This window comes from Enterobacter sp. 3U4, from assembly GCF_057224565.1.
This window is the reverse complement of the sequence record NZ_CP136665.1, coordinates 1,440,880-1,465,763: the sequence shown is the minus strand read 5'-3', so window position 1 is coordinate 1,465,763 and position 24,884 is coordinate 1,440,880. Positions and strand designations below refer to the sequence as shown.

19 protein-coding genes and 1 pseudogene are annotated in these 24,884 nt (G+C 57.4%); 9 read left to right on the top strand and 11 right to left on the bottom strand.

The window, feature by feature from the left end; genetic code table 11:
• Positions 1-8: 8 nt before the first annotated feature.
• The 3 genes from RVY89_RS06910 to RVY89_RS06900 form a co-directional block, all read right to left on the bottom strand.
• Positions 9-1,130 (bottom strand): M20 peptidase aminoacylase family protein, encoded by a 1,122-nt coding sequence (locus RVY89_RS06910; RefSeq protein WP_484827291.1) that lies wholly within the window; start codon positions 1,128-1,130, stop codon positions 9-11.
• A complete protein-coding gene (locus RVY89_RS06905) occupies positions 1,127-2,128 on the bottom strand; it encodes an LLM class flavin-dependent oxidoreductase (RefSeq protein WP_484827290.1) in 1,002 nt (333 codons plus the stop codon). The genes RVY89_RS06910 and RVY89_RS06905 overlap by 4 nt, the downstream gene beginning before the upstream one ends.
• A gap of 110 nt (positions 2,129-2,238) precedes the next feature.
• On the bottom strand, positions 2,239-2,778 hold the full coding sequence (locus tag RVY89_RS06900; RefSeq protein WP_484827289.1) for an AAA family ATPase: 540 nt from the start codon (positions 2,776-2,778) through the stop codon (positions 2,239-2,241).
• 341 nt (positions 2,779-3,119) lie between these two features.
• Between RVY89_RS06900 and RVY89_RS06895 the strand changes: the two genes are divergently transcribed.
• Complete coding sequence (locus tag RVY89_RS06895; protein ID WP_484827288.1) at positions 3,120-4,655, top strand: methyl-accepting chemotaxis protein; 1,536 nt, start codon at positions 3,120-3,122, stop codon at positions 4,653-4,655.
• Here RVY89_RS06895 and RVY89_RS06890 read toward each other — a convergent pair.
• Positions 4,652-5,050: a (R)-mandelonitrile lyase gene (locus RVY89_RS06890; protein ID WP_484827287.1), complete on the bottom strand. Its 399-nt coding sequence runs from the start codon at positions 5,048-5,050 to the stop codon at positions 4,652-4,654. The genes RVY89_RS06895 and RVY89_RS06890 overlap by 4 nt on opposite strands.
• Before the next feature lie 108 nt (positions 5,051-5,158).
• On the opposite strand from RVY89_RS06890, the gene RVY89_RS06885 reads away from it, so the two are divergent.
• Complete coding sequence (locus RVY89_RS06885) at positions 5,159-6,073, top strand: LysR family transcriptional regulator (RefSeq protein WP_484827286.1); 915 nt, start codon at positions 5,159-5,161, stop codon at positions 6,071-6,073.
• A 304-nt stretch (positions 6,074-6,377) separates the two neighbouring features.
• Positions 6,378-7,874, top strand: coding sequence for an L-asparagine permease (gene ansP / locus RVY89_RS06880; protein WP_023311978.1), 1,497 nt, complete (start codon positions 6,378-6,380; stop codon positions 7,872-7,874).
• A 91-nt stretch (positions 7,875-7,965) separates the two neighbouring features.
• Here ansP and yncE read toward each other — a convergent pair whose 3' ends face one another.
• Positions 7,966-9,027 carry a 7-bladed beta-propeller protein YncE gene (gene yncE, locus RVY89_RS06875; RefSeq protein WP_484827285.1) on the bottom strand — a complete coding sequence of 354 codons (1,062 nt, stop codon included), beginning with the start codon at positions 9,025-9,027 and terminating at the stop codon, positions 7,966-7,968.
• Between the two features lie 242 nt (positions 9,028-9,269).
• Between yncE and pqqU the strand changes: the two genes are divergently transcribed.
• On the top strand, positions 9,270-11,384 hold the full coding sequence (pqqU, locus tag RVY89_RS06870; protein ID WP_484827284.1) for a TonB-dependent receptor PqqU: 2,115 nt from the start codon (positions 9,270-9,272) through the stop codon (positions 11,382-11,384).
• Between the two features lie 118 nt (positions 11,385-11,502).
• On the opposite strand, the gene RVY89_RS06865 is transcribed toward pqqU, so the two are convergent.
• From RVY89_RS06865 to RVY89_RS06855, 3 genes and pseudogenes are all read right to left on the bottom strand, one after another.
• A complete protein-coding gene (locus RVY89_RS06865) occupies positions 11,503-12,171 on the bottom strand; it encodes a GntR family transcriptional regulator (protein WP_484827283.1) in 669 nt (222 codons plus the stop codon).
• Positions 12,172-12,426: 255 nt separating this feature from the next.
• A pseudogene (locus tag RVY89_RS06860) lies at positions 12,427-13,467 on the bottom strand (NADP-dependent oxidoreductase).
• Positions 13,468-13,532: 65 nt separating this feature from the next.
• Complete coding sequence (locus RVY89_RS06855; RefSeq protein ID WP_008501301.1) at positions 13,533-14,108, bottom strand: helix-turn-helix domain-containing protein; 576 nt, start codon at positions 14,106-14,108, stop codon at positions 13,533-13,535.
• 148 nt (positions 14,109-14,256) lie between these two features.
• Between RVY89_RS06855 and RVY89_RS06850 the strand changes: the two genes are divergently transcribed.
• Positions 14,257-14,775 carry a GNAT family N-acetyltransferase gene (locus tag RVY89_RS06850; protein ID WP_484827282.1) on the top strand — a complete coding sequence of 173 codons (519 nt, stop codon included), beginning with the start codon at positions 14,257-14,259 and terminating at the stop codon, positions 14,773-14,775.
• Entirely contained in the window at positions 14,772-15,221 is a 450-nt protein-coding gene (locus RVY89_RS06845; RefSeq protein ID WP_008501299.1) for a DMT family transporter, read from the top strand. The genes RVY89_RS06850 and RVY89_RS06845 overlap by 4 nt, the downstream gene beginning before the upstream one ends.
• 3 nt (positions 15,222-15,224) lie before the next feature.
• Here RVY89_RS06845 and RVY89_RS06840 read toward each other — a convergent pair whose 3' ends face one another.
• Complete coding sequence (locus tag RVY89_RS06840; protein ID WP_484827281.1) at positions 15,225-15,458, bottom strand: YdcY family protein; 234 nt, start codon at positions 15,456-15,458, stop codon at positions 15,225-15,227.
• Positions 15,459-15,554: 96 nt separating this feature from the next.
• Positions 15,555-17,153, bottom strand: coding sequence for an ABC transporter substrate-binding protein (locus tag RVY89_RS06835; RefSeq protein ID WP_024907249.1), 1,599 nt, complete (start codon positions 17,151-17,153; stop codon positions 15,555-15,557).
• A 283-nt stretch (positions 17,154-17,436) separates the two neighbouring features.
• Between RVY89_RS06835 and RVY89_RS06830 the strand changes: the two genes are divergently transcribed.
• From RVY89_RS06830 to RVY89_RS06820, 3 genes are read left to right on the top strand one after another with little or no spacing between them, the layout of a single operon-like run.
• The gene (locus RVY89_RS06830; protein ID WP_484827280.1) at positions 17,437-18,777 is read left to right on the top strand and encodes an SrfA family protein; all 1,341 of its coding nucleotides are present in this window, start codon (positions 17,437-17,439) and stop codon (positions 18,775-18,777) included.
• A gap of 4 nt (positions 18,778-18,781) precedes the next feature.
• Positions 18,782-21,763, top strand: coding sequence for a virulence factor SrfB (locus RVY89_RS06825; RefSeq protein ID WP_484827279.1), 2,982 nt, complete (start codon positions 18,782-18,784; stop codon positions 21,761-21,763).
• Positions 21,760-23,937, top strand: a complete 2,178-nt coding sequence (locus RVY89_RS06820) for a virulence factor SrfC family protein (RefSeq protein ID WP_484827278.1) — start codon at positions 21,760-21,762, stop codon at positions 23,935-23,937. Before RVY89_RS06825 ends, RVY89_RS06820 begins: the two co-directional genes overlap by 4 nt.
• A gap of 121 nt (positions 23,938-24,058) precedes the next feature.
• Here the strand turns inward: RVY89_RS06820 and RVY89_RS06815 are convergent, their stop codons facing one another.
• Positions 24,059-24,814, bottom strand: coding sequence for an alpha/beta fold hydrolase (locus RVY89_RS06815; RefSeq protein WP_484827277.1), 756 nt, complete (start codon positions 24,812-24,814; stop codon positions 24,059-24,061).
• Positions 24,815-24,884: the final 70 nt, after the last annotated feature.

Here is a 24,884-nt window from a genome sequence, read left to right as displayed (position 1 = left end):
CTTAAGAATTAAACGTGTTGCAGGGCTTTTTCCGCAAGCTGTGCAAAATAGCGGGCAGCGGGCTCAATTAAGGATTCATCCGGATTAAACGACGGATGATGTAACCCATACGGGCTGTTGCTGCCGATGCTGACAAACGCCCCCGGGATCTGCTGCAGATAGACCGCGAAATCTTCCCCGCCCATATGCAGCTCGGCGTGCCGGGTTTCGTATCCGGCCTCACGCGCGACCGAGGTGGCAAAATCGGCCCAGCGCTCGTCATTCACCAGCGCGGTGGGCCCGGCATACCAGGTGATATCAATCTGCGCGCTAAAGGCGCTGGCAAACCCGGCGGCGATTTCGCCCACGCGGGCTTTCACATTCTGCTGCACTTCCGTGCGATGGGTTCGCAGCGTCCCTTCCAGCTCGACGCTCTCCGGCAGCACGTTCCAGGTGTTGCCGCCTGCAATGCGGGTGACGCTCAGCACCACCGAATCCAGCGTGTTGACGTTGCGGCTGGCGACGCTTTGCAGCGCCGTCACCAGCTGGCTCGCCAGCACAATGGCGTCGTTGCCTTCGTGCGGACGTGCGGCGTGCGCGCCCTTACCGGTAATGCGGATCACGAAGCGGTCGACGTTGGCATAGAACGGCCCGCCGCGGGTAGCGAACTCACCGACCGGCAGGCCGGGCTCGTTGTGCATACCAAAAATCGCGCTGACATCGCGTAAGGCACCGGCGCGCACCATGCTCTTCGCACCGCCAAAGTTCTCTTCGGCAGGCTGAAACAGGATCCGCACCCGGCCGTTAAGCGAGGCTTCCCGCTCTTTCAGCTTCAACGCGGCGCCGAGGATCACGCTGGTGTGGATATCGTGCCCGCAGGCGTGCATGACGCCTGCACGCCGGGAGCTAAACGGCACGCCGCTGCGCTCTTCAATCGGCAGGGCATCAATATCCGCCCGCAGCGCAATCAGTTTGCTGCCCGAGCCGATTTCCGCCACCAGTCCGGTAGACAGGTCGTAAGGCTGCGGGGTAATCCCGGCATTCGTCAGCCACTGGCGCAGGCGCGTTGTGGTCTCCACTTCCTGGCCGGACAGCTCCGGGTTCTGGTGCAGTTCGCGACGCCAGGCAATCAGCTGTTCGCCAAAGCTCATACGGTGACCTCCTTGTTAAGACGCGCCTCGGCCAGCAGACGCAGCGACGCGACGCGCGTAGCTCCCTCCGCCACCGGCGTGTCGATGATAAATTCGTCAATGCCCCACTGCTGATGCAGCGCGTTGAGCTGTTCCACAACCGACTCAGCGGTACCCGCCAGCAGCGACTGCGCCCGGCGTGCAATGCGCACCGGCTCGCTGCCCGCCTGGCGTGCAAAGGCGTAGGCCTGCTCTTCGCTGGCCACGGTGACGCGCTGGCCATTTGCCAGCTCAACGCCCCACACTTCGACCTTCTGCGCCAGGGCGTCTGCCTCGGCCTGCGTCGGCGCGACAATCGCCTGTACCGCCACTATCACGTCCCGCGCGCTGTTCTCGCGCCAGGTCGATACCACCTCGCGCAGCAGGTCCGGGTCACCGTTCAGGTGTGCGGCAAACACGAAGTGCCAGTCAAGCCTGGCGGCCAGCAGCGCGCTTTCGGTACTCGCGCCCAGCAGGAAACCCTCAGCAGGCAACGGCGGCAGCGGCGTGGCGCGGACGGCCTCTTCAATAGCGTGATGCTCAGGACGGATCCAGCGGTCGAGCTGTGCCAGCTGTTCGGCAAAGCTGCCCTTTTCCTGTTGATTCAGGCCCTGCTGCAGCGCGCGGGTTGAGAGCGGTAATCCGCCGGGGGCTTTCCCGACGCCGAGATCGACGCGGCCAGGCGCCAGCGCGGCCAGTACGTTGAAGTTCTCGGCGACTTTATAGGGGCTGTAGTGCTGAAGCATTACGCCGCCGGACCCGACGCGAATGCGCGCGGTTTGCCCGAGGATCCAGGCAATCAGCAGCTCCGGCGAAGGGCTGGCAAGCTGTGGGGTGTTGTGGTGTTCGGCAATCCAGAAGCGGTGATAGCCCAGATTTTCTGCCTGCTGCGCCAGCGCCAGGGTACGCGCCAGTGCATCGGCAGCCGTTTCGTTTTCAGCGATGGGGCTTTTATCCAGAATGCTGATTCGCCATGACATGTTGCGTTCTCGTTTGACTTAACATGTCGACATTATTAAAGGCGCATTTCACCACTGAGAAACAATTAATTTACATTTAGTTTGCCGGAAATCAGATATATAAAACCATGCTAAGAATAAGACTTTAAGGAGGCAATCAGCGTTTCCACCTGCTCCCGACGGGTAATGCGGACGAAGCGAATATGGCTGTATTGCGGGTTTTGCAGATCGGCTTCATAGCGCGTGCGGTTATTTCGCCAGGTTTTGATCGTCCAGATGATAATGGATTCTCTGCTGAAGAACGCGCGCCGGAAACTCTCTTTATTCCCCGTTCCCGTCCAGAGCTCGTGCTTATGCCAGGCCCGCTTCATTGCTCGCGTGACGGCCTGCCAGAGGGTACGGGTAAACCCGTAATCCACCCACACCACCACATCGACATCGCGCCATTTCACAGGCCGCGTGCGGTTGTAGTTACCGTCCAGCACCCAGTCTGGCGAAGCCTGTAGCGCCTGCTCCAGCTTTGCCAGAAACTCATCGTCCGGCGTGCCCTGCCAGTCAGGTCGCCAGTAGAGTCTGTCCATCTCGATACAGGGGATCGCCAGTTCGTCTGCAATTTGCTTCGCCAGCGTGCTTTTTCCACTTCCGCTGGTTCCTATGACGTTAATTTTCACCTCAGCCTCCCTGTATTTACGAAAATGGGACCAAATCATAGCGTTTTCATCCTGTTAACGAAACGCTATTTCAGCATGACAATTTTTCCAGGGAGACGATCTCCCTCTTGCAGTTTGGCTTATGTCATTTATTTAAATCGATTCAAAATAACACCCACTAAAATATTTTCAATTTTATTACATTCGAAGAGATTAACACATTAAAAATAATGAATGCCGGGTATTTCGGAGAATCTCAATTTCAGCGAGAATATGCGCAGACCGTAATTAAAATAATCACTTTTATCTTGCCGGAGCGCTTTCCGGATTTTTTATTCTTGCACAACATCATGGAGTTACTCATGAGGCGTAACACCCCCGTTACACAAAACGAGTATTTACTTAACGCTGGTTCGACGTTAATGTCCACCACCGATACAAAAAGTCATATGACCTATGCTAACTCCGCTTTTATAGAAGCCAGCGGATATAAAGAAGAACATCTTCTGGGCGAGCCGCATAACCTCATCCGCCATCCCGACATGCCTGCCGAAGCGTTTGGCGACATGTGGTTTACCCTCCAGCAGGGCGAGACCTGGACAGGACTGGTGAAGAATCGTCGTCATAATGGCGATCACTACTGGGTGCGTGCCAACGTGACGCCGGTCTGGCAGGGTGGATCCCTGACCGGCTATATTTCGGTGCGCAATATCCCCGCACGGGAGGAGATTGCAGCCAGTGAAAAACTGTATGCAAAAGTGCGTAATAACGAATTAAAACATTATCGTTTTTATAAAGGACTGTTAATTCGACGCGGTTTATTTTCATTTTTGTCGCTATTTAAATGTCTCAGTACCGGAAAACGAATTCAGCTTGGTATTTCTGCGACAGCGTTACTCTCCTGCCTGGCGATCTATTTATTCCGCGATCGTTTCGTTCAGGCCGCCACGCTGGTGCTGCTTTTTTCTGCGCTATCCTGTTATCTTCATGCGCAGATCGCCCGGCCGGTAAAATCCATTGTTCAACAGATGCAGCGCGTGGTTTCAGGACGTAAAACGGACTATTATCATTTTGACAGGATCGATGATATCGGGCTGATGATGCGCCTGGTGAATCAGTCTGGTTTAAACCTGAACTCGCTGGTTGACGATGTCGGGGCGCAAATCAGCGGGATTGGCACCATCAGCCAGCAGGTCGCGAAAGAAGGTGCAGCGCTGCAGGCGCGTTCAGAAGAGACCGCAGACTTTCTGCAGCAAACCGCGTCGGCGGTAGAAGAGATCGCCAGCGCGGTGAAGCAGACGGCCGAAACAGCGAACGAGGCGATTCAGATGGCGGATCGCACCCGCGACAGCGCCCACTGCGGTGAAGCGATGATGAAAGAGACCATCGGTATGATGCAGTCCGTTTCGCAGGATAACGGCCAGATCGTCGATATTATCAGCGTTATCGATCGTATTGCCTTCCAGACCAACATTCTTGCGCTGAATGCCGCCGTGGAAGCGGCGCGCGCGGGTGAAGCCGGACGCGGTTTTGCCGTGGTGGCGGCTGAGGTGCGCAATCTTGCGCAGCACTCCGCGACGGCGGCGAAGGAGATCAAAGCGCTGATCGAGAAAAACGTCGCCAGCGTCAACGCTGGCGTGGAGAAGGTGGTACAAACCGAATCACAGCTGACGGTCATGATTGACCATGTTCTGCAGGTTTCCACCTTGATTAAGGAGATCGGCCACGCGACTCAGGAGCAAACCCAGGCGCTGACGCTCATCAACGCCTCCCTCTCCCGTATCGGCGCAATGACCCAGAGCAATACGGGGATGGTGGATAACGTCACTCACGCCGCGAATCACCTGACGCAGCGGACGACGCGCCTGCAGCAGGCGATTGCCGTTTTTGGCGGTTAGCCGTTCGGGTACTGCTCGTCGGTCACTTTTTCCAGCCAGGTTACCGGGCTGCCGTTTACCGCTTCGGCGATGGCGAGATGCGTCATCGCCGTTTGCGCACTTGCGCCGTGCCAGTGCTTCACGCCGGGTGGGATCCAGGCGATATCGCCCTGATTCAGGACTTGCGCCTCTTTGCCCCACTCCTGTAACCAGCCGCGACCCTGCGTCACAATCAGCGTTTGTCCCTGGGGATGCGTATGCCAGGCCGTGCGCGCGCCCGGCTCAAAGGTTACGGTTGCCCCGCCGACGCTGGCAGGTTCGGTCGCCTGAAAAGGCGCATCAATGCGAACAGTGCCGGTAAACCAGGCTTCCGGTCCTCGTGCTGAAGGTAATGAACCGCTGCGGATAATTTTCATCTTTTGCTCCTCGTTGACTGTTGCGTTAACAGTAGCGCAAAGCACTCCGGAGCATTAGGGTGCATAATCAGATAGAACACATGACTGAAACTCATAAATAGAACCGCGATGCTAAAAGATAATTTCAACGATCTGCTCTCCTTTATGGTGGTGGCGCGCGAGCGCAGCTTTACGCGCGCAGCGGCGCAGCTGGGCGTCTCGCAATCGGCACTGAGTCATGCGATGCGCAAGCTTGAAGCGCGATTAGACGTTCGCCTGTTAACCCGCACAACCCGCAGCGTGGTTCCGACACCCGCGGGTGAGCAGCTCTTTTCGCGCCTCAGCCCGCATCTGCAGGAGATCGAAAAGGAACTCACGGCGCTTCGTAGCACCCGCGACAAACCCGCAGGCTCTATCCGTATCGCCGCCGGGGAGCACGCGATGGACGCCGTGCTCTGGCCGGTTCTGAAGGATTTTATGGTGCAGTATCCTGAAATTAACGTCGAAGTGACGGTCGACAATGGCCTGACAGATATCGTCGATGGTCGCTTCGACGCGGGGGTACGCCTGGGCGAACAGGTGGCAAAAGATATGATTGCGGTGAGGATTGCGCCGGACATGCGCATGGCGGTCGTCGGCTCCCCGGATTACCTGGCACGCTTTGGCGAGCCGCTCGTGCCGGAGCAGCTGGGTGAACACCGCTGTATCAATCTCCGCCTGCCCACCCGAGGGGGATTGTATGACTGGGAATTTGAGCGCGACGGGCGCGAGCTTCGCGCGCGGGTTGAAGGACAGCTTACGCTGAATAACCTGTCGCAGCGCATCGACGCCGCGGAGAATGGCCTCGGATTAGCCTACGTGCCCGAGTCCTCGGTTCTGGACGCGCTTAATCACGGACGGCTGGTCAGGGTCCTTGAGTCGTGGTGCCCCACGTTTGAAGGATATCACCTCTATTATCCGAGCCGACGGCAGCACACAACCGCGTTCAGGTTACTTCTCGAAGCCCTGCAGCAGCAAAAATTTATACCATCTGGTAATAATTAAGAGATTCTGATGATTAAATAATCACCCCCTCCATTGTTTTGACTAAAAACTCATCACGTTTCAGCGTGTTGTGATCCCCGTCTGCTCTGACCACACGATTTCCTTCGACGTGCATCACTTTCGGCACGGTTATATTTTGCGTCGCTTATGAATTGCAGGTAGGATGCCTCGCCATGTTTCGCCTTATCCATACGCAGAATGACTGGGAAGGCGACATGTGTTTGCGCAGAAGCAATCGTTTGTATTGCGCTCTGCCAGGCAGGACTATCACGATAATGGTTCAGACAGGCAAACAGGTAACTCAATGAAAACAAGCAATAAAAGCGCAGCCGATCATCACGCTGCTAAACGTCGCTGGTTGAACTCCCACGAAGAGGGCTACCACAAAGCGATGGGCAACCGTCAGGTTCAAATGATCGCCATCGGCGGCGCTATCGGAACGGGTCTGTTTTTAGGTGCTGGTGCACGCCTGCAAATGGCTGGCCCGGCTCTCGCCCTGGTCTATCTGGTGTGCGGGATCTTCTCTTTCTTCATTCTACGCGCGCTGGGCGAACTGGTACTGCATCGCCCTTCCAGCGGCAGCTTCGTCTCTTACGCCCGTGAATTCCTCGGTGAAAAAGCCGCTTACGTCGCGGGCTGGATGTACTTCGTCAACTGGGCGATGACCGGTATCGTCGATATCACCGCCGTTGCGCTGTATATGCACTACTGGGGCGCGTTTGGCGATGTGCCACAGTGGGTCTTTGCGCTTGGCGCGCTGGCGATTGTCGGCACCATGAACATGATCGGCGTGAAGTGGTTTGCGGAGATGGAGTTCTGGTTTGCGCTGGTAAAAGTGCTGGCCATCGTGGTGTTCCTGGTCGTGGGTACCGTCTTCCTCGGCAGCGGCAAGCCGCTGGACGGCAATGCCACCGGCTTCCACCTGATAACCGATAACGGCGGATTCTTCCCGCACGGTCTGCTGCCTGCGCTGGTCCTGGTTCAGGGCGTCGTGTTCGCCTTCGCCTCTATCGAGCTGGTGGGCACCGCAGCAGGTGAATGTAAAGATCCGCAGACGATGGTGCCAAAGGCCATCAACAGCGTGATCTGGCGTATCGGTCTGTTCTACGTCGGTTCCGTGGTGCTGCTGGTTCTGCTGCTGCCGTGGACTGCCTATCAGGCAGGTCAGAGTCCGTTCGTAACCTTCTTCTCTAAGCTGGGCGTACCTTACGTTGGCAGCATCATGAACATCGTGGTCCTGACGGCAGCGCTCTCCAGCCTGAACTCCGGCCTTTACTCTACCGGTCGTATCCTGCGCTCTATGTCGATGGGCGGTTCCGCGCCGAAGTTCATGTCGAAGATGAGCAAGCAGCAGGTTCCCTATGCGGGGATTCTGGCAACGCTGGTGGTTTACGTCTTTGGCGTGTTCCTGAACTATCTGGTGCCGTCCCGCGTATTTGAGATCGTTCTGAACGTGGCTGCACTGGGGATTATCGCCTCCTGGGCCTTTATTGTGGTCTGCCAGATGCGTCTGCGCAAAGCTATTAAAGAAGGCAAAGCGGCTGATGTGAGCTTCAAGATGCCGGGCGCACCGGTGACCTCCTGGCTCACCCTGCTGTTCCTGTTCAGCGTGCTGGTGCTGATGGCGTTTGACTACCCGAACGGTACCTACACCATCGCGACGATTCCGCTGCTGGCGGTACTGCTGATTGCTGGCTGGTTCGGCGTGCGTAAGCGCGTTCACGAGATCCACAGCACCGCGCCGGTTCATCACGACGATGAAAAACACGACGCGCCGCTGGTAGAAGAAACCTCGCGTTAATAAAAAAGCCGGGTGGCGGCTTCGCCTTACCCGGCCTACATCTCATGCTTTTTTCGCCCGGTAAGCGCAGCGCCACCGGGCAATTCCCATCTTACAGCGCAATACGAATCACGTCGTCAGGCTGGGTAGCTTCCTGCTGGCGAGTCGATTTTTGTTTCACCGTCACGTACAGGGTTTTGCCATCCGCAGAGAGCGCCAGGCTGTTCGGGTAGACCGGCGTGTCGAACGTTTTAGTCACCTTATACGTTTTCGCGTCAATCACGCTCACCTTACCGGCTTCACGGTGCGTCACATAGGCTTCATTGCGGGCCGGGTTAAAAAGCACCGCCAGGGACGCCGGCGCGGCGATTTTCTCGATCACGCTGCCGTCTTTCAGGCTCACCACCAGCACTTCAGGCTGTTTTGAATCGGTGAGGAACGCGCGCTGACCGGCAGCGTCGAGGCTCAGGTTCAGATAGAAGTGCTCTTTCCCGTCGTCCTGCACTTTTTTACGGCTGATAATCTTGTTGCTGGCCGTATCAATCGTCACCAGTTCGCCGTCCGCATTCGTGGTATAGAGACGTTTCGCCTGCGCATCCAGCGCCAGGCCGGTGCTGTAGGTGCCTGTATTGGCAATGGTTTCTTTCAGCTTCAGCGTGGCGCCATCCACAACCCAAATCACGCTCTCTTTGCCGACGCCGGTGATGTAAATCGTGTTGCTCGCGTCATCCGCCACCAGCTGGCGCGGCTGCAGCGGTTTAACGGTTTCGCTGCGTTGACGCCCGTCCAGCACCAGTCGCCCTTTTACGTCGCCCGTTTTTGCATCAATAGCGGTTACCGCGCCGTTGATCGTATTACCGAACCACAGCGTTTGCGTCGCGCTGTCGAGAGTGGCACCAAAGGGTTTGAGATCGCTATGAATTGCCTGCGTCACGTCCAGCGTGACCGGATCAAGACGATAGACAACCCCGCCCTTGTCGGTTTTACGGCTTTGCGAGGTCGCCACCCACAGCGCATTCTCCTGCTGGCTTACGGCCATTTCATACGCACCTTTGCCCACCGCTTTACGCAGCACCTCTTCGGCGGCATGCACCTGGAACGTCCCGGCAAGCAGTAAGGTGGCAGACAGCAGTGACAGGCTCAGACGCGGCGAGCACAGATGACGTAAAGACATAACAATTCCTTTTCTGAAAAGTGGGGTTTGGGCTGACATCACTTCCGGCAGACAACGTCATGGCATTGCCTTTTGATAATGAGAATAGTAATCATTAATCAGTTGAATGTGGAGTTTTTCTTTCCCCTCTTGCCTTTCATTAACGCAATGTGCGGTTATAGTTTTCAAAACATTTACAAAACCTTTAACATGTATGGACATGTTCCATTTGGTTCGTTTACATACCACAACCGGTTTTATTCATGAAAATCATTTCTGCCCGTAAGGCTTCTCTCCCGCTGCTGCTGGTTCCTGTTATTTTTGCGCCGCTCACCGCCATGAGCGCAGAGGAACAGACCATGATCGTCAGCGCCGCGCCGCAAACCGTGTCGGAACTCGATACCCCGGCCGCGGTCAGCGTCGTGAATGGCGACGACATGCGCCACGCCGCGCCGCGCATCAACCTGTCTGAATCCCTCGGCAGCGTCCCGGGACTGCAAATTCAGAACCGCCAGAACTATGCCCAGGATCTCCAGCTTTCGATGCGCGGATTCGGCGCCCGCTCAACGTTTGGCGTGCGCGGTATCCGTATGTACGTCGACGGTATCCCTGCCACCATGCCGGACGGACAGGGCCAGACCTCCAACATCGATCTCTCCAGCGTGGAGAGCGTTGAAGTGCTGCGCGGCCCCTTCTCTGCCCTTTACGGCAACGCCTCTGGCGGCGTAATCAACATCAACACCCAGACCGGGCAGCAGCCGCCAACTATTGAAGCCAGCAGCTATTACGGCAGCTACGGTACCTGGCGCTACGGCATGAAAGCTACCGGTGCGATGGGTGATGGCACCCACGCGGGGGATGTGGATTACACCGTTTCCACCACCCGTTTCACCACCAAAGGCTACCGCGACCACAGCGGCGCGCGAAAAAACCTCGCTAACGCCAAGCTGGGCGTGCGCATTGACGACGTCAGCAAGCTGACGCTGATCTTCAACAGCGTGGACATGAAGGCCAACGATCCGGGCGGACTGAGCTATCAGGAGTGGCAGAATAATCCGCGTCAGTCTCCGCGCGGCGATCAGTACAACACCCGCAAGACCATCAAACAGACCCAGGCCGGACTGCGCTACGATCGCCAGCTCAGCACGCAGGACGACCTCAGCGTGATGATGTACGCCGGCGAGCGTGAAATGACGCAGTACCAGTCGATTCCGTATCAGCCGCAGCTAAAAGCCACTCACTCCGGCGGGGTGATTGATATGCAGCGCCACTATCAGGGCGTGGATACCCGCTGGACGCACCGCGGCGAGCTGCTGGTGCCGGTGACCTTTACCACCGGTCTGAACTACGAAAACCTGAGTGAAGATCGTCGCGGCTACGAGAACTTCGTCATGAGCAACGGCGTGCCGGACTATGGCGTCAAAGGCGATAAACGTCGCGACGAACGCAACCTGATGTGGAACGTCGATCCTTACCTGCAGAGCAGCTGGCAGCTGACGCAGAAACTCTCTGTCGATGCGGGTGTCCGCTACAGTTCGGTCTGGTTTGATTCCAACGACCATTACGTTACGCCGGGCAACGGCGATGACAGCGGTGACGCGAGCTATCACAAGTGGCTCCCGGCGGGCTCCGTGAAGTATGCGGTGACGGACGCATGGAACCTCTACGCTGCCGCAGGGCGTGGATTTGAAACGCCAACTATCAACGAACTCTCCTACCGTGCCGATAATCAGGGCGGTCTGAATATTGGCCTGAAGCCATCCACGAACAACACCTATGAAGTGGGCAGCAAAACCCGCATCGGCAACGGCCTGCTGACGGCGGCGTTGTTCCGCACCGATACGGATGACGAGATCGTGGTGGACTCCAGTTCAGGCGGCCGCACAACCTATAAAAATGCCGGAAAAACACGCCGTCAGGGTGTTGAAGTTTCCCTCGATCAGCAGTTCGCTGAGAACTGGAAGCTGAAGATGGCGTGGACGTACCTGGATGCCACCTACCGGACTAACGTCTGCAGCGACGCAGACTGTAACGGTAACAGGATGCCGGGTATTGCCCGCAACATGGGCTTCGCCTCGTTTGGCTGGCAGCCGGATGAAGGCTGGTACGCGGGCACGGACGTGCGTTACATGAGCGACATCATGGCCGACGACGAAAATACCGCGAAAGCGCCGTCGTACACGGTAGTCGGGCTGAATACCGGGTATAAGTTTAACTACGGCAACTGGGGAATGGACGTCTTTGGCCGCGTCGATAACCTGTTCGATAAAGAGTACGCGGGCTCGGTTATTGTCAACGAGTCTAACGGTCGTTATTACGAGCCTGCACCAGGTCGTAACTACGGCGTCGGGCTGTCGGTCTCTTATCGCTTCGAGTAAGCAAAAGAAAAGTTTATTTGATAAATGAAATAACGCTCCTGATGGCAATAAACCATCAGGAGTTATTCACCGGATAAATAATTAGGTGCGATATATAGTCGCCCTGCTAAATAATCTCTCAGTTAAAATATTGTCGCTGTAAAAGCAAATTCGCTTCATCAATCACCTGATCAATCGCCTTCTGGCAGGCAACAACATCTCTTCGCTCAAGGGCGGAAAGGAGTTCGTCATAGTGGTATGTCGAGGCTTTGATATCGTTAAGCTCCTGATGCAGATAGTTCATACAGGGCCCGATGCGCACCCAGAGCTGTTCAATTAAGGCATTAAGCGTCGGCATTTCCGCATACTGATAAAGCGTAAAGCGGAAAACGCGATTCGCATGAAGAGCCTGCTGAACGTTTCCGTTGCGCATGGCCTCATGAAAGGCATCCGACAATTTGCGCAACGCCTCCAGCTTGCTATCAGACATATTCTGACAGGCTGCGGCGACCGCCATTGGCTCAAGCTGTTTTCTTATGGCGTTAATCTCGTTATAGCGCTCCAGCGTGACCTCCGGAACCAGAAATGCCTGCGCGGGCGTGGCGTGTAATGCCCCTGATGACACCAGGCGCAAAAGCGCCTCGCGAACGGGGGTAATACTCGTTCCTAATTTATCGGCGATCTCTTTCGTAATCAGTCTTGCCCCAGGTTTGAGTGAGCCTGTAATTAACGCTCCTTTCAAACTGAGTTCAACTTGCATAGTAAGACTGACCCTTTGGGCTTTTTCTAAGTGATCCAAATCAAGCATGTGGAATTCCTGTAGCTAAAACTTAATGCTATTTTTAAACGCCAGTTTTAATAAAACAGCGCCGGTACGATATATCCTGTATCGTCATGCCTGGTGGTGGGAAGTACGTAAAACAGCAAAAAAAGCAAACATCATTTTTTTTATCGTTTTCGGGCTCATCCGGGATGATGGCGCGAAAAACCCTGTCCAGTAATTAAAGACAATATATCGTATCTTCACAAATAAATATGGCGGGAAACCCCGCCATCGTGCTCTTTATTTATTGTCACTCGCGACGCGAATCACGACTTTGCCGAAGTTTCGTCCTTCCAGCAGGCCAATCAGCGCCTCGGGGGCGTTTTCCAGCCCGTCCGTTACCTGTTCGCGATAGTGGATTTTCCCCTCCTGCACCCAGCGCCCCATCTCCTCCTAGAACTCATGAATGCGGTGCCCGTAATCCTGGCCGATGATAAAGCCCTGCATCCGAATGCGTTTCTTAAGAAGGGTCGCCATCAGGAGCGGCAGACGATCCGGCCCCTCCGGCAAGCCCGTCGCATTGTAGCCGCTCACCAGACCGCACACCGGCACGCGCGCGGAGGTGTTCAGCAGGGGCAGCACGGCGTCAAACACTTTCCCGCCGACGTTTTCATAATAGACATCAATCCCGTTCGGACAGGCGCGTTTCAACTGGTCGGCAAAATCGGCGGCGTGGTGATCCAGGCACAGGTCAAAGCCGAGAACCTCAACGGCATGGCGGCATTTCTCTGCGCCACCGGCCACGCCGACTACCCGGCAGCCTTTGATTTTTCCGATCTGCCCAACCGTCGCGCCAACCGGGCCGGTCGCCGCAGCCACCACCAGCGTTTCACCCGCTTTCGGTTGCCCGATATCCAGCAGCCCCATATAGGCGGTAAAGCCCGGCATACCCAGTACGCCCAGCGACCAGGAAGGATGAGACGGATTTTCGCCCAGCTTCACCAGGCCGCTGCCGTCCGAAAGTTCATACTCCTGCCAGCCGCTGTAGCCCAGCACCCATTCACCGGCTTTGAAGTCGGGATGGTTTGACTGTTCGACGCGGCTGACCGTTCCCCCTACCATCACCGCACCGAGCTCAACCGGCGGTGAATAGGATGGCGCGTCGCTCATGCGACCCCGCATATAAGGGTCCAGCGATAGCCAGACGGTACGAAGCAAAAGCTGCCCCGCACCCGGTTCCGGAACAGGCTGCGTTTCCAGACGAAAATTTTCCGCGACCGGTGCGCCCTGTGGACGAGAGGCCAGCACCCAGCGGCGATTTTGCGAAACAGGTTGATTCATCGGGATCTCCTTCTGGTACAAATGTCATTACAGCCTGGCTCACGATCCGCGTTATCGCATTAGCATTACGAGCCGGACTGGTTAAGCCGTACAACCAGATAGATGCAGGTTTCATTCGTTTCGTTGATGAACCGGCAGTCATTTGGCGGCCCCAGCTCCAGACAGTCGCCGGCGTGCATTTCGTGGCGCGTATCGCCCTCCTGAAACACCAGCTCGCCGGACTGGAGCCAGATAAGCTGACGTGCCAGCGCGTAAGAGGATGCAGGCATCGGAACATCGCTGCCCGCAGGCAGTTCAACCTGAACAAGGTCGATGGGCAGATCGGTGCGGGGAGAAACATGGCGGCGGAGGTAGTGCGTCTGTGGATCTCGCCAGACGGGCTGGTTTGCAAGTCGCAGCAGCTTGCCCTCCTGCATTTCGGCCCGGGCAATCAGCGTGGACATGCTGATGCCAAACGCGCCCGACAGGCGGGCAAGCAAGGTGGCCGTAGGGCTGCTATCTCCGCGCTCTATCTTGTGGATCATCGCGCGTGAAACCCCTGCCCGGTCAGCAAGCTCGCTCAGGGACCATCCGCGAGACTCGCGCTCAAGGCGAATTCTTGCGCTAATCCGTTGATTCATTGTGTCTGTTATGGTGTTCATGACGTCATACTATAGTGTATGAACGGCAATTCAATGGGCTTTTGATAACAAAAAAATATGCCTTATGCCGTAGCGATCTGGCGATACGATTGTGTAATATCGTAGGAATAACGTAACACTATAGTGAACAACACACAGAGGTTTCATCATGATCGTTCGTCATGCCTGCAAAGAAGACTGCGCTGCGATAGGAGAGATTTACAACCACGCGGTGCTGCATACTGCCGCGATCTGGAACGATAAAACCGTCGATACCGATAACCGAATCGCATGGTTTGAGGCGCGCTCGCTTGCGGGCTACCCGGTTCTGGTGAGCGAAGAGGACGGCGTAATCACCGGCTACGCCTCTTTCGGCGACTGGCGCGCCTTTGACGGCTTCCGTCATACGGTTGAACATTCGGTCTACGTCCACCCGGCCCATCAGGGCAAAGGGATTGGCCGCACGCTGATGAAGGCGCTGATTCACGAGGCCCGCGCCATTGGTAAACACGTGATGGTGGCCGGCATTGAAGCGCAAAACCATGCCTCGATTCATCTCCATGAAACGCTCGGCTTTGTAACCACCGGACAAATGCCGCAGGTGGGGACCAAGTTTGGCCGCTGGCTGGACTTAACCTTTATGCAGCTGCAGCTGGACGAGCGCAGCGATCCGGACGCTATCCCATGAATCAGTCCCTCACCCTGGCGTTTCTGGTAGCGGCGGGCATCGGTCTGGTGGTGCAAAACACCCTGATGGTGCGTATCACCCAGTCCTCCTCCACCATTCTCATCGCGATGCTGCTGAATTCGCTGGTCGGCATTGTGCTGTTTGTCAGTATTCTGCTGCTGAAACAGGGCGTGGCCGGATTCAGCGAGCTGGCCGCGACGGTGCGCTGGTGGACGCTTATCCCGGGGCTGCTGGGGTCGTTTTTCGTGTTTGCCAGCATCAGCGGATATCAGAACGTTGGCGCGGCGACGACCATCGCCGTGCTGGTCGCAAGCCAGCTGATTGGCGGGCTGGTGCTGGACGTGCTTAGGAGCCATGGCATCCCGCTGCGCGCCCTGATTGGCCCGGTGTGTGGCGCGGTGATGCTGGTCGTGGGGGCCTGGCTGGTGGCGCGACGCCAGTTTTGATGGTTACAGTATGGTGCCGCCTTTGGTCAGCAGTTCCTCACGCGCGTCCATCTCCTCTTTATGCTGCTTACCGTGGTGCGAAATCGCGGTGCGCAGACGCTGCTGCTGAGTGTAGCGATCTTCACGGCTCAGCTCTGCATCATCGCTTAATTCAATCAGCAGTTCGTTCATGTGGGTAATCACGCTCTCTTCGATGGCGGCATCGACGCGGGCGATAACAGCGTTTAAATGTGACATTGTCACTCCTTGTTATGTGCCGGGTGGTGGCTACGCCTTACCCGGCCTACAGGGGGAACCGTAGGCCCGGTAAGCGCAGCGCCACCGGGCACACGATCAGTTCAGCTTCGCTTTCGAGAAATCGCTGCCCATCAGGCTTACGCTGTACCCGGTCACGTTGCTGCGGGTCGCGTAGAACGTTTTCCCGTTTGCCAGTGCGATCCACGGTGCCTGCTGGTAGAAGATCTCCTGCGCCTGGCTATAGAGCTTCGCGCGCTCAGCCGGGCTGCTGGTCAGTTTCGCTTTTTGTACCAGGGCATCATACCCCTTATCGCACCAGCGCGCGGCGTTTGAGCCAGTTTTAATGCTGTTGCAGCCGAGCAGCACGTCGGCAAAGTTGTCCGGGTCGCCGTTGTCGGACATCCAGCCAAACAGCGCGGAGTCATGTTCGCCTTTACGCATTCCGGAGAGATATTCGCCCCACTCGTAAGAGACAATTTTGGCCTTCACGCCGACTTTTGCCCAGTCGCTCTGGATCATCTCCGCGATACGACGCGAGTTCGGGTTATACGGACGCTGAACCGGCATGGACCACAGCGTGACCTCCGCGCCCTTCTCCAGACCCGCCTGCTTCAGCAGGGCTTTCGCTTTTTCAGGATCGTAGCTGTAGTCCTTCAGGTCTTTATTGAAGCCCAGCATATTTGGCGGGATCGGCGATTTTGCCACCGTGCCCGATCCCATAAAGACCGCATTAACGATAGCCTTCTTGTCGGTCGCGTAGTTGAGCGCCTGACGCACCAGCACGTTATCGAACGGTTTTTTCTCGGTGTTAAACGCCAGATAACCGACGTTCAGCGCATCGACCGAGTGCAGCGTCAGGTCTTTATTGTTTTTGATGGCGTCAAACTGAACCGGGGACGGCGCAGGAATAATCTGGCACTCGTTGGTCTGCAGCTTCGCCAGGCGGGTTTCCACGTTTGGCGTAATCGAGAAGATGAGATGCTTCGTCGGCACTTCGCCTTCCCAGTAGTTCGGGTTCGCTACGTAGCGGATTAGCGAATCCACTTTGTACTGTTGCAGCACGTAAGGCCCGGTACCAATCGGCCAGGTGTCCACGTTCTCAGGCGTGCCTTTTTTCAGCATTGCGTCGGCGTATTCAGCGGAGAGAATCGAGGCGAAATCCATTCCCCAGTCGGCCAGAAACGCGGCGTTGGGTTCGCTGAGGGTGAACTGGACGTGGTAATCATCGACTTTTTTAACGTCCTGGATCAGCTTATCGAGACCTACATCGTTAAAGTATTCGTAGTTGCCCTGCGACACGTTGTGGTACGGGTGTTTAGGGTCTTTCTGGCGCATGACCGAAAAAATAACGTCATCGGCATTAAAGTCGCGCGTTGGTTTAAAGTATTTATTGCTGTTGAACTTCACCCCTTTACGCAGGGTAAAGGTATAGGTCTTGCCGTCCGGCGAGATCGTCCAGGACTCCGCCAGCGACGGCACCGGGGTGTTTTTCACCGGGTCGAAATTGATCAGGCGGTTGTACAGTACCTGAGAGCTGGCCACAAAAGACGGGCCAGAGCTGGCGATTTGCGGGTTGAAAGACTCGGGGGACGCTTCTGAGCAGTAAATAAGCGTGTCGTTGTTTGCCGCCCATGCGGCACCGGCTGGTAGAAGAGCGCTCAGCGCAAGGGCGAGCAGTGTTTTCCCTGTAGACATGGTTATAACCCTGACAGTTTTATTATATAGGACTGTAATAACAGCACAGGCGTTTTGACCTGGCAAATAACGAAACACTATCAGGTTATTCTAAAGCCGCAATTTTTGCTGTTTTAACCGCCAGCGCCCAAAAAGGTGATTTGCCTTAAGGGCCATTATTCGTCAAGCACAACCGTCACTTTCTATGCCGCAAGAAATCGGCCCTTTTAGCGTCTCTTCCCCCGTTTGGTTGCTTCCTCGTTTCGTTAAAGTAACGGTGTGAAGAAGTATATGGGATCAAATCGTGGCAAAAACTCTTTTACGCAGCGGTAATCTGGATGATTTTCAGGCCGTTGGCGGCGGCGGACAAGCCGTTTTCGAATCAGCGTTACAAATCCGGGAAGCGCTCCGGTTGCGCAAACAACAGGCCATCGTCGACTGTCTGGCTATTCCTCAGGTCAACGACAGCGGCGACCGCGTGGACTGGTATTCCCCTGTCGAAGGGAGCGTAACCAGCTGGAAAGCGGCCGATGAAGATGATCGCTATCGCGCCCTGCGCTATCTGGAAAACACGCTCGCCAGCGTCGAGTCGTTAAGCAAGAAATGCCTCCAGTCGCCCAAAACCGCGCAGCAGCTTTTTGGTTCTCTACTGTCGAAGGCGTTTCAGTTCCCTGGCGAAAACTTCCTCTTCATGGTGGACGGAAAGCCGGTCATCAGCTTCTGGGGCTTTGTAAACCTGAACGAAAATGCGCGCGACGATGTCCTCGACTGCCTGCGTGAATCGCTTGTCCCTGAGCCCGCCCCCGTTGTGATTGAAGATCCTGAACCCGAGCCTGAGCCAGAGCCGGTTGTAGCCTTTGAACATGCCGACGAGCCGCTGATCGCCCCTTCCACGGTGGTGCGCATCACGCCGGAAGATCTCTATGAGCCAGAGCCGGCCCCGGCGGTTGCGCAACCCGTTCAGGAGCCGGCCGTGCCGATCGTCGCGAAAAAGCGCCGCGTTCCCCTGTGGACGCTGCCGGTTGCCGTCGCGATCGTTGCCGCCATTGCCGCACCGCTGCTATGGCCAAAACAGTCGCCTTCCGCTGAGCCTGCTTCGGCGCCTGCACCTGAGCCCGTGGAGATTGCGCCAAAGCCGATCAAAGCGGTTGAGCCGCTGGCGATGAAATTACCGCTGCATCAGGCAGAGGTCGTGGCCAGCAAAGAAAAAGAGCCTGCTCCTGCGCCACAGCCCGCCCCGGTGGTGATTGTCGCCATCCCGAAAGATGCCATGGTGATGGAAGCGAATCAGGTGAAAGCGGGATCGACGCGTTTCCTGAACGGCACCTGGCGTGCGGTTCTCGACGTGAAAGATCCGGTCACCGGCAAACCGCCGTCAATGCGCTATCAGATTCAGAACAATAAAGGTTTCGCCCGGGTTGTCCACGGCGACAACGTTGTCTGCCGCGCGGAGGTATTCTCCGGGCTGCACAGCAATGGCGAGCTGATGATTAAGAGTCGCGGTACTGCCCGCTGCACCGACGGCTCTCGCTACCCGATGCCGGAGATTGCCTGTAAAGCAGGCGCCAGCGATATCGCAGAATGTCGCGCCCGTTATGATGCCAACACCGTCGTTCCACTGACGTTCAAGAAAGCAGGTGCCTGATCCTATGCTGGTAAATCTTTGCGACTATAAACAAAGCGTCACGCTTATTGCCAACAGCGGCGTGCAGTTCCTTGATTTCGGTCTGACGCCGCAGGACACCGCCAGCAACGGGCGCTTCGTACGTAAAACCGCGAACGGCCCGCTTTTGCGTCTCGATTTCGACCTGGTCAACGGGCGCTATACCCTGCCCGGCATGAACGGCGGGCAGCCTGAAGTGGTCAAACCGGAAACCACCATCCCGCTGCATCAGTCTCTGACGGTGCTGGACGGCGTCTGGCTTCCGGTTCCGTTCCTGCGCTTCAACCCGCCGCGGACCTTTGTTGAAGGGCCTGATAACTGGGCGCGCGTTCAGGTGCGCAGGCTTGATACCCCGGACACGGCAGGCAATACGCACCGCGTCACGCTCGCGCTTGACAGCCAGATTGCCGAACACGCCACGTCTGCCCTATCCCCGGTTGAAAACGATATTCTGAACGGGACCCGCTTCGCGCTGGCCTGGCGAGACAATGAGGTTGAAAGTTTCCTCGACCAGACGTGGATTGACGGCTGGCTGCGCGAGGCCTTTACCCAGTATGCGGACGGCGTTGAAAACCGCTCCGAACGAGACCTGCAGCAGGCGATGCGCGGCTTTGAGTATCAGGCCCACTGGCTCAACCTGATGACCATGCTCGGTGAACAGCTCACCGTGCCGGAAGTGAAATTTGTTACCCATACGCTCAGCACGCCTGCCATTCCGGTTGACCTGATCCTCGACGTGGGCAATACCCACACCTGCGGCGTCATTATTGAAGACCACGGTGACGCCAACGATGGGCTGCGCCAGACCGCTGAGCTACAGGTACGCTCGTTAAGCGAGCCGCAGTTCCTGAACGAGCCGCTGTTCACCAGCCGCCTCGAGTTTTCGGAAGCGCGTTTTGGCAAGCAGCACTTCTCTGTTGAAAGCGGTCGCGAAGATGCCTTTGTCTGGCCGTCGATTGTTCGCGTGGGTGATGAAGCCCGCAAGCTGGCGATGCAGCGTCTGGGGACCGAAGGCAACAGCGGCATCTCCAGCCCGCGTCGCTACCTGTGGGATGAAACGCCGGTCGTGCAGGACTGGCGCTTTAGCCAGATGAACAGCAAGACCCAGCGTGAACCGCTTGCCACCGCGTTTCCGCTGATGAACCTGATGAACGATGACGGCGAGCCGCTCTTCACGCTGCCGCAGGACGAGCGCCTGCCGGTCTTCTCGCCGCAGTACAGCCGCAGCACCCTGATGACCCATATGCTGTGCGAGCTGCTGGCGCAGGCGCTGGGGCAGATCAACAGTGTCGCCACGCGCCTGCGTCTGGGATTCCCTGCCTCGCCGCGCCAGCTGCGCACCCTGATCCTGACGCTGCCCTCGGCCATGCCAAAGCAGGAGCGCGAGATCTTCCGTCGCCGCATGTTTGAAGCCATCGCCATCGTCTGGAAAGCGATGGGATGGCATCCGCAGGATGAGGATTTTGTCACCCGCAAACAGCAGGATAAAAGCGTGGTGCCGGTACCTGAAATCCAGATGGAGTGGGATGAAGCCAGCTGCGGTCAGCTGGTCTGGCTGTATAACGAGGCCATCTCCCGTTTTGGCGGTCAGACCGAAGCCTTCTTCGCCTCCCTTGCCCGTCCTGACCGTGAGCCTGAGCCGGGTAGCCAGCCGGGGCGCGCGCTGCGCGTCGCGTCCATCGACATCGGCGGCGGCACAACGGATATGGCGATCACCCATTACCAGCTGGACGACGGTTCCGGCAATAACGTCAAAATCACCCCGCAGCTGCTGTTCCGCGAAGGGTTTAAGGTCGCGGGTGACGATACGCTTCTGGACGTGATTCAGCGCTACGTGCTGCCCGCTCTGCAAACGCAGCTGCAGAAATCCGGTATCGCGGACGCCTCGCTGCTGATGGCCTCGCTGTTCGGCGACTCCGGGCGCATTGATACCCAGGCCGTACTGCGCCAGCAAACGGCGCTGCAGCTCTTTATGCCGATTGGCCATGCCATTCTTGCCGGATGGGAATCCAGCGACGTTGACGATCCGCTGGCCGGTCTGCATGCCACCTTTGGCGATCTCCTGCCGCAGAAGCCAACCCGCAACGTGATGAACTATCTGCAGCAGGCGATCGATCATGCCCTGCCTGCGGGTTCAGACGCTTTCGATCTGTTTGCGGTGCCGCTGCATGTGAATTTCCGCGAAATGCAGGATGCGATGCTGGCCGGGCAGTTTACGCTGGCCTCCCCGCTCCACGCGGTGTGTGAGGCGATCTCCCATTACAGCTGCGATATTCTGCTGATAACCGGACGCCCCGGCTGCCTGCCTGGGGTTCAGGCGCTCATTCGTCACCTGCAGCCGGTGCCGGTCAACCGCATCGTCTGGCTGGATAAATACCAGGTGCACGAGTGGTATCCGTTCAGCCAGCAGGGGCGCATTGGCAACCCGAAATCGACCGCCGCGGTGGGTGCCATGCTCTGCAGCCTGGCGCTCGACCTGCGTCTGCCGCGCTTCAACTTTAAAGCCGCGGACATTGGCGCGTATTCCACCGTGCGGTATCTCGGCGTGCTGGATAACACCGTCAATACCCTACGCGAAGAAAACGTCTGGTATCAGGATATCGATCTCGATAAGCCCGGCGCGAAGCTTGACGCACGCCTGCACTTCCCGCTTCGCGGTAACGTCACCCTCGGCTTCCGCCAGCTGGCGAACGCGCGGTGGCCCGCCACGCCGCTCTACACGCTCAGCATTAACTCGGCTGAACTGGCCAAAGCCATTGCCGGCGACGGCGTGCTGAACGTGCGCCTGAAACTCTGCGGCGGCAGCAAGCAGGAAGGCCCGGAAGCCTTCGAGCTGAGCGATGCCTGGCTGCAGGACGGCACGCCGGTGGCGCCTGACGCACTAACCTTCAAACTGAATACTTTGGCCGACCGCCGACACAGCGGCAGCCACTACTGGATCGACAGCGGGAGCGTATACCTGAAATGACAGCGACGACGACCACCACTCAGGCCTTAATCGGGTGGATTAATGAGACGCGCCTGAACGCCCCTGTGCTGGATAACGATGCTGACGCCCTGCTTGCTCGCATCAACGCGGCGCAGGCGCGGGAGCAGGCGATTGAACGCGCCATGCCCCGCCAGAGCAGCATTGGGCTTTACGGCCATTCGCAGAGCGCGAAAGCGCACCTGCTGTTGTCTCTTTGCGGCAGCGGTAATGGACGCCTGAACGTGACGCCTGGACAGCGCACCTTTGACTATTTTTCGCATATCAATCCGGGACATGCCCTGACCAACATGGCCGTCCGCTTTACCCGGGAAAACACGGAGGTGGCAGATGAGGCGTTCCCGCTGCGCCTGCGTCTGGTCACCGAGGCCGAGCTGGTGCAGCTGTTCATTGCCCGCACAACGCTTCATCCGCAGATGCGCGCAGTGGATAAGGCGGTCATTGAGACACGCCTGGAGAAATGGCGCGGGCTGCGCCAGCCGCAGGGCGTGCCCGGCATCACGGCTCAGGAAGTGGGAGCGATAGCCCGCTTCTGGCAAAGCACCGTACCCGCCGCTAAGCAGCAAATTGATGATGCCCTCTGGTATGAGTTTGCCCGGCTGGTGCCTTCACTCGATCTCAGCACGCGGGCCAGCGTCTGGTCCCTGCTGTGGGGCGAGCAGCAGGAGTTGACCCAGCAGTGGCTAAAACTGGCCCATGTGCTGCACCAGACCAGCCATGCCGAAGAGCTTGCTGCCCCGCTTAGCCTGCTTGTGGACAGTTTTGGGCTGCCGGGTGAAGGGTTCCTGACGCACGACGGCACGTTAGACCTTCAGGACGCGCAGGAGACGCTGCTTCATCCGCTGAATAGCGGTGAAATGCTCAACGCCATCAGCATCCCCGTCGATGTGCTGGCCTTCCTGACCCGCGAGCTGGTGTTGCCGGTTGAGAACGGCGCGCTGGATAACGTCGATATTATTGATATTCCGGTTTTTGAAGATAACCGTGCCGACCCGCTACGCCAGGCGAAGTCCCAGTGGCTGCTCGAGCATTATCGTCAGCAGCTTCAGCCAGACGTGCTGATAATTTGTAATGCGACGGCGCAGCACGAACAGACGGCAAAAAAAGCAAAAGTGTTGATGAACTGGGTGAAGGAGACGCAGCCTGCTGAAGAATCTGCCCTTCCGGGTCTGGTTTGGGCGATTACCCCCCATGACGCCCGCTTTACCACCCGGCAGAATCTCGATGAAGCCGTACAGCACTTGCTCGGAAAACCGGGTTTACGCTGGGGCACGCTGCAGGCGCTGGACAGTCACAGCATGCAGCGCGTCATCGAGTGGCTGTCTCAGGCCACGCTGCCCGCGCAGCGACAGAAGCGTCTCAGCACGCTGAAAGGCCTGCTGCGACAGGAGCTCTCATCGCTGATGCAAAGCTATCTGGCACCGCTGGTGGAGGAGCCGGGGACAAGACGCACTCAGGCCGAAAAGATGGTGCGCACGCTGCAAAACAGCGCCGCACGCCACGGCGAACTGCTTGAAGGTCTGCTGCCGCCGCTGAAAGCCTTTGAAACGCTGCTCGCCGTTCAGCAGCCTCGCGAGGAGCAGGTGAACGGGCTATTTACGGACACCATTGACCTGTTTGCCGAGAATGCGCAGGAAAGCAACTGCCTGTTCCAGACAAAAGACAAAGCGCGTCTGGCGCACAGAGTCTGGATAAATCATCTGCGCCAGTGGAGCCGCAACGAGGCCACCGCTGCCCGCCTTGGGCTGGAGCCTTCGGTATTACAGCAAATCGCGGATGTGCTGGTCGTAACCAGCTACCGGCTTAATCTGCCTCAACAGCTTCAGCGCATTGTCGAAGCAGATAAAAGTAGCGCTGCGCAACTGCATGCCGTGATGGGCAATTTCGTTGGCTGGCTGGGTTACGACCAGACGCCCGTGGCGACGCGTCCGGCAAGCCGCATCCGCAAGGGCCAGGCCATCTTCGTCACGCCAGTGGTCAGCAGCGCCGAGCCTCGCCTGACGCGCCTGGGGGAACAGCCGGTCCATGCGGCTACCGCGTACGTTTACGACTGGCTGGTCGCACTCTATAGCCGCGCGACAGAGAACATTGATTACCAGCACCCGCATGATGTTCAGCCCGGTGCACGTCAGGCCTTACACGCGTTATTACGCTGAACGCTGATTAACAATGTAGCCGCATTTCTTGCCGGGTGGCGCTGCCGCTTACCCGGCCTACATTCTTCATCGTTGTAGGCCCGTGCAAACGTAGCGCCGCCGGGCGAAACTTTTGCGCTCATCACACCTCCATACACCCGGCTAACGTCTCTGCCAGCGCTGACGGGTTTTCCCACGACATTGAATGACCCGCCGCAGGGATGATTTTTACCTCAACGCCCTTTTGCTTCAGATCGTCCACATCGTCATCCGGCAGAGAGAGCTCGCCGAAAATCAACGTTACCGGGCAAGGGAGTGACAGGAACTGCACTTCCCATTCCGGTTCAACGCCCGCCACCAGGCTGGATGCACCGCGCCAGACGGCATAAGCGGCATTGCTCTGCAGGCACCCGGCCCACGCCGTTTTTTCCGCGCCGAGCATGGCGTCATAGCCCTGCTCCAGAAACTGTTGCTCGGTTTGCGCCGCTATAGACCGGCTGAACATGCCCCCACCCGCGTGAAAATTGGGTTCTGACACCATCAGTCCCTTCACGCGCGTTGCCAGCAGCCCCGCCGTTTCGATAGCAATGCTGCCACCCATGCTGTGGCCGTATAGCCAGAAGGTCTCCAGCTTAAGATGGTCAATCAGTTCCGCGACAACGTGCGCCTGGTCAGTGGTTTTATAGCTGTAGTGTTCAGGCTTGTCGCTGTAGCCGCTGCCGGGCAAGTCGATGAGAATCGCTCTGCGCGCGCCAAACAGCGGGTCACGAACAACGCGGGGATATTCATAGGAAGAGGCGCAGCCCAGCCCGTGAATGAACACCACGGGATCGCCGGAACCAGGCAAGTCGTGCCAGCGCACGATGCAACCGGCCTGCTGCGAGTAAAAACTGTTCATAAGCACTCCTTTTATGATGTACTGTTTATTTATACAGTTATCACGTCAGGAATGCTATGTTCATCTTTTA

Excerpts from the sequence above, each read along its gene's own strand:
- yncE (WP_484827285.1), bottom strand. The coding sequence starts at position 9,027 with ATGTCTTTACGTCATCTGTGCTCGCCGCGTCTGAGCCTGTCACTGCTG.
- RVY89_RS06850 (WP_484827282.1), top strand. The coding sequence starts at position 14,257 with ATGATCGTTCGTCATGCCTGCAAAGAAGACTGCGCTGCGATAGGAGAG.
- RVY89_RS06835 (WP_024907249.1), bottom strand. The coding sequence starts at position 17,153 with ATGTCTACAGGGAAAACACTGCTCGCCCTTGCGCTGAGCGCTCTTCTA.
- RVY89_RS06855 (WP_008501301.1), bottom strand. The coding sequence starts at position 14,108 with ATGAACACCATAACAGACACAATGAATCAACGGATTAGCGCAAGAATT.
- RVY89_RS06840 (WP_484827281.1), bottom strand. The coding sequence starts at position 15,458 with ATGTCACATTTAAACGCTGTTATCGCCCGCGTCGATGCCGCCATCGAA.
- RVY89_RS06820 (WP_484827278.1), top strand. The coding sequence starts at position 21,760 with ATGACAGCGACGACGACCACCACTCAGGCCTTAATCGGGTGGATTAAT.
- RVY89_RS06845 (WP_008501299.1), top strand. The coding sequence starts at position 14,772 with ATGAATCAGTCCCTCACCCTGGCGTTTCTGGTAGCGGCGGGCATCGGT.
- RVY89_RS06905 (WP_484827290.1), bottom strand. The coding sequence starts at position 2,128 with ATGTCATGGCGAATCAGCATTCTGGATAAAAGCCCCATCGCTGAAAAC.
- pqqU (WP_484827284.1), top strand. The coding sequence starts at position 9,270 with ATGAAAATCATTTCTGCCCGTAAGGCTTCTCTCCCGCTGCTGCTGGTT.
- RVY89_RS06885 (WP_484827286.1), top strand. The coding sequence starts at position 5,159 with ATGCTAAAAGATAATTTCAACGATCTGCTCTCCTTTATGGTGGTGGCG.
- ansP (WP_023311978.1), top strand. The coding sequence starts at position 6,378 with ATGAAAACAAGCAATAAAAGCGCAGCCGATCATCACGCTGCTAAACGT.
- RVY89_RS06890 (WP_484827287.1), bottom strand. The coding sequence starts at position 5,050 with ATGAAAATTATCCGCAGCGGTTCATTACCTTCAGCACGAGGACCGGAA.
- RVY89_RS06815 (WP_484827277.1), bottom strand. The coding sequence starts at position 24,814 with ATGAACAGTTTTTACTCGCAGCAGGCCGGTTGCATCGTGCGCTGGCAC.
- RVY89_RS06910 (WP_484827291.1), bottom strand. The coding sequence starts at position 1,130 with ATGAGCTTTGGCGAACAGCTGATTGCCTGGCGTCGCGAACTGCACCAG.
- RVY89_RS06825 (WP_484827279.1), top strand. The coding sequence starts at position 18,782 with ATGCTGGTAAATCTTTGCGACTATAAACAAAGCGTCACGCTTATTGCC.
- RVY89_RS06895 (WP_484827288.1), top strand. The coding sequence starts at position 3,120 with ATGAGGCGTAACACCCCCGTTACACAAAACGAGTATTTACTTAACGCT.
- RVY89_RS06865 (WP_484827283.1), bottom strand. The coding sequence starts at position 12,171 with ATGCTTGATTTGGATCACTTAGAAAAAGCCCAAAGGGTCAGTCTTACT.